The organism is Duganella violaceipulchra, from assembly GCF_019166075.1.
Lineage (GTDB): Bacteria > Pseudomonadota > Gammaproteobacteria > Burkholderiales > Burkholderiaceae_D > Rugamonas > Rugamonas violaceipulchra.
The window spans coordinates 33,227-46,917 of sequence record NZ_JAHTGR010000007.1 but is presented as its reverse complement, the minus strand read 5'-3'; the positions used below and the strand labels follow the sequence as shown (position 1 = coordinate 46,917).

Annotated in this window: 7 protein-coding genes, 1 tRNA gene and 1 pseudogene; 5 read left to right on the top strand and 4 right to left on the bottom strand. The window is 56.7% G+C overall.

Translation table 11 applies throughout. The annotated features are described in order from the left end of the window. Nucleotides 1-374: 374 nt before the first annotated feature. Nucleotides 375-2,582: an AAA family ATPase gene (locus tag KVP70_RS14460; protein ID WP_217942933.1), complete on the top strand. Its 2,208-nt coding sequence runs from the start codon at nt 375-377 to the stop codon at nt 2,580-2,582. 10 nt (nt 2,583-2,592) lie between these two features. On the opposite strand, the gene KVP70_RS14455 is transcribed toward KVP70_RS14460, so the two are convergent. Continuing rightward, entirely contained in the window at nt 2,593-3,624 is a 1,032-nt protein-coding gene (locus tag KVP70_RS14455) for a hypothetical protein (RefSeq protein WP_217942932.1), read from the bottom strand. A gap of 700 nt (nt 3,625-4,324) precedes the next feature. On the opposite strand from KVP70_RS14455, the pseudogene KVP70_RS14450 reads away from it, so the two are divergent. The 4 genes and pseudogenes from KVP70_RS14450 to KVP70_RS14435 all read left to right on the top strand — a co-directional run. Next, nucleotides 4,325-6,172: pseudogene (locus KVP70_RS14450) on the top strand (type I restriction-modification system subunit M); the annotation flags it as partial. Next, nucleotides 6,152-6,931 (top strand): restriction endonuclease subunit S, encoded by a 780-nt coding sequence (locus tag KVP70_RS14445; protein WP_217943178.1) that lies wholly within the window; start codon nt 6,152-6,154, stop codon nt 6,929-6,931. The pseudogene KVP70_RS14450 and the gene KVP70_RS14445, both read left to right, overlap by 21 nt. Further along, nucleotides 6,928-7,869, top strand: a complete 942-nt coding sequence (locus tag KVP70_RS14440) for a DUF5655 domain-containing protein (protein ID WP_217942931.1) — start codon at nt 6,928-6,930, stop codon at nt 7,867-7,869. The genes KVP70_RS14445 and KVP70_RS14440 overlap by 4 nt, the downstream gene beginning before the upstream one ends. A 46-nt stretch (nt 7,870-7,915) precedes the next feature. Then, nucleotides 7,916-11,035: a type I restriction endonuclease subunit R gene (locus KVP70_RS14435; RefSeq protein WP_217942930.1), complete on the top strand. Its 3,120-nt coding sequence runs from the start codon at nt 7,916-7,918 to the stop codon at nt 11,033-11,035. Between the two features lie 133 nt (nt 11,036-11,168). On the opposite strand, the gene KVP70_RS14430 is transcribed toward KVP70_RS14435, so the two are convergent. From KVP70_RS14430 to KVP70_RS14420, 3 genes are all read right to left on the bottom strand, one after another. Beyond that, nucleotides 11,169-11,360, bottom strand: coding sequence for a DUF7706 family protein (locus KVP70_RS14430; protein WP_217942929.1), 192 nt, complete (start codon nt 11,358-11,360; stop codon nt 11,169-11,171). A gap of 174 nt (nt 11,361-11,534) precedes the next feature. Further along, nucleotides 11,535-13,214: a site-specific integrase gene (locus KVP70_RS14425; RefSeq protein WP_217942928.1), complete on the bottom strand. Its 1,680-nt coding sequence runs from the start codon at nt 13,212-13,214 to the stop codon at nt 11,535-11,537. A 214-nt stretch (nt 13,215-13,428) separates the two neighbouring features. Next, nucleotides 13,429-13,505, bottom strand: a tRNA-Pro gene (locus tag KVP70_RS14420). Nucleotides 13,506-13,691: the final 186 nt, after the last annotated feature.

Below are 13,691 nucleotides of genomic sequence, written 5' to 3'. Positions count from 1 at the left end.
CCAGGCGGAGGGCTCTGCCCTCCGCTAAGAGCCTCGCTAGCAAGAGGGGCTCCTCAGGGAAGGGCCAGGTTGTAACGCAACCCAGCAAGCCAATGGGGGAATTCCGAGTTTGCGAGATGCGGACTTCGTCCGTTTTGGTCCGGTGGCATTCATATCGTCGATCCATGCCGCACCGTTAATACTGACGGCGCCTTCGAACTTGATAGCTGTATGAGCTGAGTTTCAGAGGGCACTGTCTCCCGACTTCCCTTTTGTGGAAAGGGCTTCTTTCGAACCACCGATCACCTGGGCCTGCATTTCATAAAATCAATTTTCATTGCGATTTTCGTTGTAGCATTGCTCATCGTTTTTTGGAAAAGAAGGAAACTCTGTCCATGATCGAATCTCTGAGCATCGCGAAGACCGCGACCTATGGCAGTGTCCCGCAAACGCTGGCGGGGCTTGCACGCTTCAACTTCCTTTTCGGCACCAACGGCGCCGGCAAGACTACCATCACCAAGGTCATCGCCAATCCTGGCGCTCATCCCAACTGTTTGGTGGCGTGGAAGAAAGGGATGCCGCTAGAGCCACTGGTCTATAACCGCGATTTCGTCGAGCGCAACTTCAACGCCGCTCCACGCCTCAAAGGCATCTTCACCCTGGGTGAACAGGACATTACCAACCTCGATGCAATCGCTGCGAAAAAGGTTGAGCTGGATGTCATCGTCAAGTCCATCGAGCAGTTGACAAACACGCTTCAGGGCGCAGATCAAAAGTCAGGAAAGAAGGGGGAGCTGGCCACGCTGGAATCCGAAATCAAAGACAAATGCTGGGCGCAGAAGCAAAAGCACGAAGACGCCTTCAAGGATGCGTTCACCGGCTTGCGAGGTAATTCAGAGAAATTCAAGGAGCGTACGCTAGCGGAGTTGGCGTCTAACAAGGCCGAGCTCAAAACGTTGGACTACCTCACTGAGAAGGCCAAGACGGTGTTCGGGGAGACGCCGACCATCGAAGCGACGGTCCCCTTGCTCGGCGCGACCGGGATCGCCGGCCACGAGTCAAATCCGATCCTCGCCAAGAAGGTCATCGGTAAGGAGGACGTGGACATCGCCGAGCTGATCCAGCGACTGGGCAACAGCGACTGGGTCAAGCAAGGCCAAGTCTTCTACGGGCAAAGCAAACCTACCTGCCCATTTTGCCAGCAGAAGGTGCTCGATAGCTTCGAGGCCAGCCTGTCTAGCTACTTCGACGAAACGTTCGCTCAGGACACCGCGGCCATTGCCGATCTGCAAAGCGCCTATGAGCGCGATGCGGAGACCCTGCGCGTGAAGTTGAAGGCAGTCGCAGACGCCAACTCGAGGTTTATGAACGCGGACGCCTTCGAGGCCGAGCGCTCGGCCATCGAGGCCCTTCTTGCCACGAATACGCTGCTGTTGGCCAACAAAGGCAAGGAGCCCAGCCTTCCTATCCAACTCCAGTCGCTAGCCGAAATGCTCGCCGCCGCCACGAAGCTGGTTGTGGATGCCAACGCGGCGGTCGCCGCGCACAACGAGATTGCTCGTAACATCACCAAGGAGCGGGCCAGCTTGACTGGGCAAGTGTGGAAATATGTTTTGGAGGTCGAGCTCAAGGCCGACCTGGCCGCCTACACCGCCAAGCGGGCGGGACTCATGGCCGCGATCACTAAGCTGGGTTCACAAATCCAGGAGGCCTCTGCCTCGAAAGTGACCAAGACGAAAGAAATCAAGGAACTGGAGAAGTCCGCGACGAGCATCGAACCGACGATTGAAGGCATCAACGGCCTGCTGAAATCGTTCGGTTTCCGAAACTTCTCGCTCGCCAAGGCCGATGACGGCCCGTTTTACAAGCTCATTAGGTCGGACGGCAGCGACGCCAAGGAGTCGCTGAGCGAGGGAGAGCGTTCGTTCCTCACGTTCCTCTACTTTTTCCATCTGCTAAAAGGCAGCGAGAGCGAAAGCGGCATGACCGCCGACCGGGTCGTCGTGTTCGACGACCCGGTGTCCAGCTTGGACAGTGACGTCTTGTTCATCGTCAGCAGCCTCATCAAGTCGCTGTTCGACCCAGTGCGCGAGAATAAGGGCGGTATCAAGCAGATTTTCGTTTTGACCCACAACGTCTACTTCCACAAGGAGGTGACTTACACCTCGGAACGTGGCGATGACTCCAAGGTGGGAGAGCGGACGTATTGGACCATCAGGAAAGGCGATGGCGGTGCCACGGTCCAGCTCCACAAATCCAATCCTATCAAGACGTCCTATGACCTATTGTGGGCAGAGCTTCGCCGGCCGGATAAGTCGACGTTGACCGTCCAAAACACCATGAGGCGCATCCTCGAGAACTACTTCAAGATTCTGGGGCGAATCGACTTCGACAAAATTTGCGACGAGTTCCAGGGCCAGCAGAAGGCCATGTGCCGCTCGTTGTTCGCTTGGGTAAACGACGGCTCGCACTTTTCCCACGACGACGCCTTCTACACGTTCGATGAAGCCTCCATCGAGGTGTACATGGACATTTTCAAGCAGGTCTTCACGAAGACCAACCAACAAGCCCATTACGACATGATGATGGCTGGCCCCCATTGACAGGCCTGCTTTAGGTTGCGGCGGACCGCGTCCGCCCTGGTTGTTCTATCCGCGCTAGGACAGAGGCTGCCGCCTGTTTGGCTTCTGTAATGGTCGCGGAATGGTTTGCTTCAACGAGCTGGCCATCGAAGGTATTAACTGAATAGCACCACCCATGGTCGTCCTCCCAGACGTGGGCAATATGCTTGTTATAGCTCGAATACTTACCGTCATCTTGGTGAGGGTGCCATCCCCAGGCGTCAAGAATCTTTAAAACTCGGCTCGCGCGGTCGGTGCAGATCAGTTCCTTTTGGATATCAACCTGGCCTACGCCCGCGCTTCCCAACAGCTTGCATTCAGCCCAGTAGATACTCAGATCGTTCTTTGCTACGCCTTGGATGGCATTACGCACGCGCGTTTGGTGGCTCAAGTTATATCCGCGCTCATCAATTGCGGAAGGAAGAAATGCCACCATCGCAGCATTCGGCGTGAAGCCTGCGATGGATGCTGCCTGACCGCTGGCAACGATGCTCAGTGCATCTGCCAGCTTGCGCATCTCGTATCCAGATTTGCGTGCATTTTCGACTTCGAGATATATGCCCTCGCCGTCTTTGACAGCGAACCCATCTGGAATCTTCGGATATCCCTCAGCGCGGCGACGGAGTTCCATTTCTGGATATACATGATAGCCACGCCGATGAAGCTCGCACAGGACGCCATGTGCGATCAGATCGTGACGCCATGACGCAGGCGGCAGCCAGCCGTCGTCGTTGGTCTGACCGATACCCTTGCCGCTTCCGGATTTGATGCCGTTTTCGGCCAGCAGTCGCACGCCAGCCGTAGCCAGTACGAGAGCTCGGCCGGCTCCACCAGGAAGGTCGCGTACGATGACGAGTTGGCGCTCGATCCAGCTTCGAGCCAGACGGTCGGCTGCATGCCGGTTGTCGGGGCTATCCGGCCACATAAGCTTGCCCAATTCGGCAGTGCGCAGCCACCCAAACTGATATACGAAGAGAAGTCCTTTTGCGTCTTTCAGCCGCCGCTGTTCGAATGGAGAAATCATGCTCAGTATAGGAGCGTGACATGCCCATGCAGTTGCCCATTGCAGCCGAAGCAGCAATGGGCAACTGCACTACGGCTCTCTTCCGAAGTCAGAGAGCCTGCGCACCCTGGGTCGTTTGGCATGCCAAACTCCTTGCCGGGCTTGCCTTCACGTCCGCACTTCGTGTCGGACTCCAGCGTCACCCTACGGGTGACTCGGGGCGCCTCCCGCGGCCTCCGGCCTTCACTTCGTGAACCGCTGCGCGGGCGGGCAAGGCGTTTTTGGCACTTGCCCTTACGGGCTCGGCGCCGAGCGGTGCTCGGCCTGCGCCTTACGGCGCAGCAAAAACACCTTGCCCGCCCCCGTACCGGGACCGGGAGGCGGGGCGTTGCCCCCAACGAGCTTTTGCCGGACCTGTCGCCCTACGGGCTCCGGCTTGTCCGTCAAAACTCGTCGGCTCCCCCACCAGGCTGCCGCCTGGACCGGGGCTGGCGCCCCCACTTCGCCATCTCCGGCCGCCTGTTCGCTTCGCTTCCGGCTTGCGGCCAGAGATGGCAAAGCGGCTCCCCGCGCGCAAACTCGGCGGCCGCTACCGCATGCGTAACGCCAGATGGCGTAGTGCTATTTTGCTCATTCTTGAAGTCTTTTACATTCACTCTATCGAGGCATTTCCAGCGATGGTAGGATGTTTGTTTTATGCAAGCAAAAGATCAAGCAGCCAATGAATCATCAAGCCCTTTCGTCCTTTATCTGGTCGGTTGCCGACCTCTTGCGCGGAGACTATAGACAGTCTGAATACGGTCGCGTCATTCTTCCCTTTACCGTGTTGCGTCGTCTGGACTGCGTCTTGGAATCAACCAAGGCGGCTGTGCTGGCAGAATTCGATACCAAGTCCAAAGCCGGCCTGAATCCCGAGCCTTTCCTGTTGCGTAAGGCCGGCCAGAGTTTCTACAATACTTCACCACTGGACCTCGTGAAGTTGTTGGGTGACCAGGACCACATCCGTCAAAACCTCTACGCGTATGTTCAGGCTTTTTCTCCGGCGGCGCGTGACATTTTTGAGCGCTTTGACTTCTACACGTTGATAGAGCGTTTGGCCAAAAACAACCTGCTGTATCTCGTCACCGAGAAGTTCGCTAATATTGACCTGCACCCCAATGTCGTGGACAACGCTAGCATGGGCGTCGTATTCGAGGAACTGATTCGTAAGTTCGCCGAAATCTCGAATGAGACAGCCGGGGAGCACTTCACCCCGCGTGAAGTCATCCGTTTGATGGTGAACCTGCTGTTCATTGAGGACGACGACGTACTCACCCCCGGTGGTGCGGTGGTCCGAACCATATACGATCCAACAGCGGGGACGGGCGGCATGCTGTCGACTGCCGGTGAATACCTGTCGGAGCACAACCCGCAGGCGCGGTTGACGATGTTTGGCCAGGAACTCAACGATGAGTCGTACGCCATCTGTAAGGCCGATATGCTTATCAAGGGCCAGCCAGTGGAAAACATTGTCGCCGGTAATACGCTCAGTGACGACGGGCATAGCCGGCGCAAGTTCGACTATATGCTGTCCAACCCCCCGTTCGGCGTGGAATGGAAGAAGGTTGAAAAGGCTGTGCGCCAGGAACATGAGAGCAGGGGTTTCGACGGTCGATTTGGTCCAGGCCTGCCGCGTGTATCCGACGGCTCCATGCTCTTCCTAATGCACCTGCTGTCGAAGATGGCGCCGGTAGTCAACGGGGAGGGGGGGAGTCGCTTCGGCATCGTGCTCAACGGTTCGCCGCTGTTCACAGGTGGCGCTGGCAGTGGCGAAAGTGAAATCCGACGATACGTGCTGGAGAACGACCTCGTGGAGGCTATCGTCGGCCTGCCTACTGATATGTTCTATAACACCGGCATTGCCACCTACGTCTGGATTCTGTCCAACAAAAAGCCGGAAGCGCGTAAAGGTTATGTGCAGCTGATTGACGCCAGCGGTTTTTGGCAAAAGATGCGCAAAAGCCTGGGCAGCAAGCGTAAAGAGATGAGCGATGGGCATATAGCCACAGTCACGCGCCTATTCGGCGATTTCATCGAAGCGGAACGCGTCACTGTGCTTGATTCGATGGGGCAGGAGCTCGGCCAATGGGTGGTTCCGGCCGGCGCTGCTATGCCGGATATGCCATCTGACGGCAACCTTAAGCGCGCCCCCATCTCGCGTATCTTAAGGAACGAGGACTTCGGCTTCACGACCATCACCGTCGAGCGTCCGTTACTATGCAAGGACGGTGACGAAGCCGGTAAGCCGGTTCTCGGCGTTAAAGGCAAGCAGAAGGGCAAGCTGCAGCCAGATAGCGCGCTGCGGGACACCGAGAACGTGCCTCTGACCGAAAACATCCAGACCTACTTCGAGCGGGAGGTACTGCCGCACGCGCCCGATGCCTGGATTGACCACGAGAAGAGTAAGGTCGGGTACGAGATTCCTTTCAACCGTCACTTCTATGTCTTCGAGCCGCAGCGCAGCCTGCATGCTATCGATGAAGAGTTGAAGACCGTCTCTGCCAACGTCATGAAGATGCTGGAGGAGTTGGAAAGGCGCCAGGCCGCTATCTCTCACGCTGTCACAAAAGGGCTAAACCCTAACACGCCGATGAAGGCTTCTGGTATAGCGTGGCTTGGGGTGGTGCCGGAACATTGGAATGTCACTAGGCTGAAATTTGTCGCCACAGTGCAAACCGGTATTGCCAAGGGCAAGGACATAGTTGGAAAAACAACCATTTTGGTTCCGTACCTCCGAGTTGCAAACGTGCAGGATGGCTTCCTCGCCCTGGAGAACGTAGCTAGCATCGAAATTGAAGCCGACCAGCTAGATCGTTATCGCTTACGCGCTGGAGACGTACTAATGAACGAAGGTGGAGATTTTGACAAACTCGGACGTGGCGCAATCTGGCGAGACGAAATTCCAGACTGTATACACCAAAATCACGTCTTTGCCGTCAGGCCTCATAGCATTACCTCCGAATGGTTGAACTGCATCACGAGTTCACAGTACGCACAGTTTTACTTTATGGGACGCTCAAAACAGAGCACGAATTTGGCTTCGATCTCTTCGACGAACATCATGGAGTTACCTGTGCTTCTCCCTCCAGAGGAAGAGCAGCGAGCGATTTTGCATTTCATCGGCGACGAAATTGACAAGATCGACACGCTGAAAGCTCTGTCAGAGCGCGCAATCACATTGCTCAAAGAACGTCGCGGCGCAATCATCGCCGCCGCTGTTACTGGCCAAGTTGATGTTCGTGGCACTGCAATTCAAGAAGGGCAAGTACGGGAGACCATCTCCGCATGAGCGACATCCAACTCTTCCGCCTGCATGGCGGCGGCACGGTCATAGAGCTTGGCAGTCAAGCCGCTCCTCTGGAAAAAACCTTGCAAACGCTTATCGAGAGCCAGATGGAAACGTTCTTGGGCGTGCGCTTCCTCGCCAGCGAATACGCCACCGGCAAGACGCACAGGGGCCGCATCGACTCGCTGGGCCTTGACGAGAACGGCTGTCCGGTTATCGTTGAGTACAAGCGCCACAGTACCGAGAACGTTATCAATCAGGGCCTGTTCTACTTGGACTGGTTGCTGGACCACCAGGCGGAATTCCGCTGGCTGGTGATGGAAAAGTATGGCAAAGAAACCGCCCAGCACATTGAATGGGCGGGCACGCGGTTGCTCTGTATCGCATCTGACTTCACCCGCTACGACCAGCACGCGGTGCAGCAGATTCCGCGCAATATCGAGCTCATTCGGTATAAGCTGTTCGGCGACGACCTAATGCTGCTTGAACTGGTCAACTCACAGAGCGTGCCGGACACTATGGTTGTTAAGCCGTCGCCAACTGGAGTTCCTCCCACCGAGCAGGATGCGCCCAAGCCCCCGGCCGGAAAAGACAAGTCGCTGGCTGAGCAATTGGTAGCGGCCACACCTGAGATTCGTGCACTGTACGAGCAGACCACCTCGCTGCTGCTATCGCTGGGGGATGACGTTCAGCAAAAGGCACTTAAGCTCTACACGGCTTTCCGACGGCTGAAGAACTTCGCCTGCGTCATCGTCTATCCGAACCGCCTGCTTATCACACTCAAGCTAGACCCGAACACAGTCGCATTCGAGGAAGGCTTCAGCCGCGACGTTAGTCAGGTTGGACATTGGGGCACTGGTGACGTGGAGCTGTGCCTGCTCGGCCCAGCTGACTTGAAACGGGCTCAAGCGCTGCTGGAGCGCAGCTACGCAGAAAACTGAGCGCAGCACCGGCCCGCACAAACAAAAAAATGAATCAGGGAAGAACATGAGCCAGAACCTGCACCAGGAACATCACTTCGAATCCGAAATCTGCTCCCATCTGGCTGCCAACGGCTGGCTGTACGCCGAAGGAGACGCCGCTCGGTTTGACCGCGCCAGCGGCCTGTTTCTGCCCGATCTGCTGGCGTGGGTGGAAACGACGCAGCTCGAGAACTGGCAGCGGCTTTCCAAGACCTACGGCGCCGCTTTGCCTCAGGTGCTGGCCGACCGCATTCGTAAGAGCATGAACGAGCGCGGCACGCTGGACGTGCTACGTCGGGGCGTGGAGATGCTAGGTCTGTCGGCGCCGCTGGAGCTGGCGCAGTTTAAGCCGGCGTTGGCCATCAACCCGGCAATTCAGACGAGATACGCCGCCAACCGGCTGCGCGTGGTGCGGCAGGTCTGCCACTCGCCTAATAATCCGAAAGCCGAACTGGATTTGGTGCTATTCCTGAACGGCGTCGCTGTCGCCACGGTGGAGTTGAAGAGCAATTTCACGCAAGGTGTGCAGGACGCCGTAGACCAGTACCGCTTCGACCGCCATCCGCAGCCGAAGGGCGGAATGCTGGAGCCTCTTCTGGGCTTTCCTGGAGGTGCGTTGGTGCACTTCGCCGTGAGTCAGAGCGAGGTGATGATGGCAACCCGGCTGGCCGGGACGGCTACGACCTTCTTGCCATTCAATCGGGGCAACGATGGCGGCGCTGGTAATGCCCCGAATCCGGATGGCTTCGCCTCAGCGTACCTGTGGGAAGAAGTGTGGGCGGTCGATAGCTGGTTGGATATCCTGCACCGCTACCTTATCTGCAAGCGTAACGACAAAAAGCAGCCGCAGGCAGTCATATTTCCGCGCTACCACCAGCTCGACGCCACACGCAAGCTGGTGGCTGATGTGCTGGACAAGGGCCCTGGCGAACGGTATCTAATTCAGCATTCGGCCGGCTCGGGCAAAACCAACTCGATAGCCTGGACAGCGCACTTCCTGGCCGACCTGCACGACGGACAGCACAACAAGCTGTTCGATAGTGTGCTGGTTGTCAGCGACCGCACGGTGCTGGACGCCCAACTGCAGGAGGCCATCTTTGATTTCGAACGCACCACCGGCGTAGTAGCCACCATTACTAACGAGCACAGCAGCAAGAGCGTTAAGCTTGGCCAGGCGCTTAAGGAAGGCAAGAAAATCATCGTCTGTACCATCCAGACTTTTCCCTTCGCCTTGCAGGCCGTGCAGGAGCTAGCGGCCACCGAGGGCAAGCGGTTCGCGGTCATTGCCGACGAGGCACACAGCTCGCAGACCGGTGAGGCGGCGGCGAAGCTTAAGCAACTCCTGTCAGTACAGGAGTGGGCCGATTTGCAGGACGGCGGCGAAGTGGATACTGAGGCATTGCTTGCCGCGCAGATGGAAGCGCGTGCCGGGGTGAAGGGCCTAACCTATGTTGCCTTCACCGCGACCCCCAAGACCAAGACGCTGGAGCTGTTCGGTCGCAAGGGGCCGGATGGACTGCCACAACCCTTTCACGTCTACTCGATGCGCCAAGCCATCGAAGAGGGCTTTATCCTCGACGTTCTGAAAAATTACACCAGCTACAAGTTGGCCTTCAAGTTGGCCCATGACGGACAGGAGTGGGACGACAAGGAGGTCGAGCGCAGCACTGCGATGAAGGGCCTAATGCAGTGGGTGCGGCTCCACCCCTACAACATCGCAAGCAAAGTACAGGTTGTCGTTGAACATTATCGTGAGAACGTTCAGCCCCTGCTGGAGGGCAAGGCCAAGGCGATGGTCGTGGTCGGCAGCCGTAAAGAGGCCGTGCGTTGGCAAAAGGCCATCCGCTCCTACATCACCAGGCAGAACTACCCGCTCGGCGTGCTGGTAGCTTTCTCCGGCGAGGTGAGTGACGCTGAAAGCTTCCCCGAAGCCGTCACTGAGACCAGCGATGTCCTGAACCCTGGCTTGCGCGGCCGGGAAATCCGCGAGGTGTTCAAGGGAGCCGACTACCACCTGTTGTTGGTGGCGAACAAGTTCCAGACTGGCTTTGACCAGCCGTTGTTGTGCGGGATGTATGTGGACAAAATGCTTGGCGGCATCCAGGCCGTGCAGACGCTTTCGCGCCTGAACCGCTCATACCCCGGCAAGGACACGACATATGTGCTGGACTTCGTTAACGAGCCCCCAGAAATCCTCAAAGCTTTCAAGACGTACTATGAGACCGCCGAGATGGAGGCGGTAACCGATCCGCACCAGGTTTATGACCTGCGCGCCAAGCTGGACGCTTCGGGCTTTTACGACGAATATGAAGTGGACCGCGTCGCAAAAGTGGACCTGGACCCAAACGGCACGCAGAAACAGCTCGACGCCGCCATTGCCCCCGTGGCCGACCGCCTTCTCAAGCGCTACAAGGCTGCCCAGCAGGAAAAGGTGCTGGCAGAGGAAAAGCACGATGACAAGGCTGCACGCGTGGCCAAGGACCAGCTGGAAGCACTGCTTTTGTTCAAGAACGACATTGGCGCATACGTTCGGCTCTACGCCTTCCTAAGCCAGATTTTTGACTATGGCAATACTGACATCGAAAAGCGTTTCTTATTCTATAAGCGCCTCGCGCCGCTTCTGGAGTTCGGTCGTGAGCGTGACACTGTAGACCTTAGCAAGGTGTTATTGACTCATCACACGCTGAAAAGCAGGGGCAAGCAGTCGCTAGGGCTGAATGCCGACGGCACCTACAAGCTGCCGCCAATGGACGCGGTTGGCAGTGGTAGCGTGCAAGAAAAGCAGCAGGCTTACTTGAATGAGATCATTGAGAAGGTAAATGGTTTGTTCGAGGGCGAACTGACCGACGATGACCAGCTTGTTTACGTCAACGGAGTCCTCAAAGGAAAATTGTTGGAAAATGAGACCTTGATGCTCCAGGCGGTTAGCAATAGCAAAGAGCAGTTCGCCAACTCGCCCGATCTCAAAGATGCAGTGATGCACGCCATCATGGACGCGCTCGATGCCCACCAGATCATGAGCACTCAGGCGCTGGGCTCCGAACGGGTTCGCGATGGCCTGCGTGACATTCTGCTGGGGCCCGCCCAGCTTTACGAGGCGTTGCGTGCTAAATCGGACCCAGGCCACCCCGCAGCTCGTTCTTGACAAGGGCATCAAAACCACAGTCTTGTTTTGATGCCTGCGTGCTTTCAGCGTTAAGCTTCGCCACCAGGTAAGTCAGTGAAAAATAGATTGCCCCGGCAGATGCCGGGGCAGAGGGTGTTTTTTACGGTTGAAGTTAACGAGGTGCGTAACCTTCCTCTGCGAGTGCGTCTTGTAGTGCATAGATCGCATCCCGAATGTCGTAGGCCTCATCTTCGTCCACAGCGTTGGCAATGAACTCAGTCCAGCCAACGCGCTTAACGAACTGCGCCAGTGCCATCGCTTCAGCAGGCGTCACACGCACGTTCAGATTCAAGGTCATCTTCATCATCTCTCCTAAGTGTTTTTTCCAGGTGGACCAATAAAGGTGGTCACAGATAGGTATAGGAGTTTTTGGATAGATAGATCGGCATTAGTTCAGTGAACGAAAATGGCTGCTAATTAGGGGTGTTTTTCGAATAAGCCCGCCGAGGTCGGCGGGCTTAAGACGATGGTGAAATTGTTAGGCTGCTTGACGCCGGAAGTTCACGTGAACGACGTTTTCAGCGGATGGAGCGGTGTTCTCGGTTGCAGCCGGGTGCGCCGAAGGGACGCCGGCCACCGGTTGAGACGTGATGCCGGAGGCGGTTTGTTCATGCCACTGATCTTCTAATGCACCGTCAGGTTGCTCCGCAACTGCGTGGTCAATGATGTCTTTGAGCGTCACCTTCACCTCCGGGTTAAGGCGCTTACGTCCACGGTGCGAATTGTATTGTTTCTCGGGGTCCTTAGCGCGGAACGCCTCGTCGAGTCGCTTCGCAAGACCCTGCGCGCACAAATGTGCGTATCGCAGCAGCATCCGCACATCGCGATGGCCGCTGAACGCCTGCAGATCGAGCAGCGAAAAGCCGCCTGGCGTATTGCTGCCGATTTCCGCGACCCGGGAGATGGCCTCGTGCCGCAGATCATGCACGTGCAGGTCGTATTCACCTGTAAGCCCGGCGCGCTCACACATGCGCTTCCATGCCTTGCGCAAGGCATCATTGGTGAACTCGAAGACGCGCTCGCCGGTGCGCGGCAATTGTCGAAGCAATTCGACCAGATCGCTGCGCAGCGGCAGCTTGCGGGGGCGTCCGTTCTTCGTCTCTGGCAGGAAGGCGGTCTGGGCCTCCAGATCGACGTTTGACCAACGCAGGGACAGCGACTCACTGCGCCGCGCCCCGGTCATGAGCTGGAACTGTACGAAGCATTCGTACATGGGAATGTGCGCCCAAGTAGCTTGTGCCTCGTCCAGAAGCTGCTTGCGGGTTTGCCAGAAACGATAGCGGGTAGGCCCTCCTTCAATATCCTGGAGCTCGGAGGCGACCAGTTGGTCATGGCGGAAGGTCTGGGACCATTTTTCATCCTCTTCAAACGCCGCGTCCAGCAGGCGATCTTCTTCACCAGGCTTGAGGCGACGGTCACGTTCATTGAAGTATTGCGGGCGCTTTACGCCGTCCATCGGGTGTTGCAGGAGATGGATGCGCCAGGTTTTCATGGCGATGTTGCAAACAGCGGAGAAGATGTCTAGCTCACGGTCCACCGTCGCCTTCGACGCTGCTTCGCAGCGTTCGTCAACATATTCGGTAAAGTCATCGGGCACGATGTGCGCTATTGGCTTCAGGATGAATTGCGTTGCCGAGCAGGACTCGTGCATCTTCTTACCGGTCTCCTTGCGAATCTTCATCCCTTTGACCTTGTCGCAAGGATTGGGATGGTTGACGACGATTTCTGCAATGGACTGCCGGGGGATGCCGGCATCTTCCAGCATCGCATTGATCTTATAGGCTTCGACTTCAAAGCTCTTATTACGAGGCGCTACTTCCCACAGGTAGCGGATCATGGCCTGTGCGAGCGTGGTGTTCTGCCCCTTGGAGTAGTCGACGAACAGGCCTTGGCCGTGCTCCACCTTCAATTTCATTTTGATCTGCTCTGCCTGCTCCAAAGAGTCCGCGTGCAATACCTGCTCCGCGATGCCCTTCTCGCGGACCCGGACGATGAAGTGATCGTCCAGGCGGGAAAGTTTGGGTTTGAATTTTTGGGACAGCAGAAGCTGGCAGTAAGCCTCGGCCTTCTTCCCCTGGTTGTGAGGGAAGGTTTTCGTCAGGTCATCGCGGTTTTTGACCGCGACCTGGTAGTGCGAGCGATTCTCGATGGACGCCATGTCCGTACTCCATTGAAGATGTGGAGCACGGTATAGAGGGGCCTGACGCGCATGATTTTGGCGAGTTTTCGCATCTCGGCCAAAAGCCCTTTTAAATAGGCACAATTCTTCCAATTCGCAGGTCGTCAAATGGCCCTTGCCACGGATTTGCCACTGATCGACCTACAAACGAAAACAGCGGGTCGCATAACCCGCTGTTTTCTAAGGAATTAATTGGTCGGGGTGAGAGGATTCGAACCTCCGGCCTCTACGTCCCGAACGCAGCGCTCTACCAGGCTGAGCCACACCCCGACTCTGGAGTCATTACATCAGAATTTTGCGCGTTTTTCAACTGTATGCGGGCGGCACGAATTTGCCCGAAATCAATCCGTTTATCACTCATTTGTGACTAAATGCCAACGCCAGCCGCACGAATGGCAGGTTTCTTGCTTTGCAAAAAGATCAAGATGGTTAATATAGTTAAATATATCAATACGC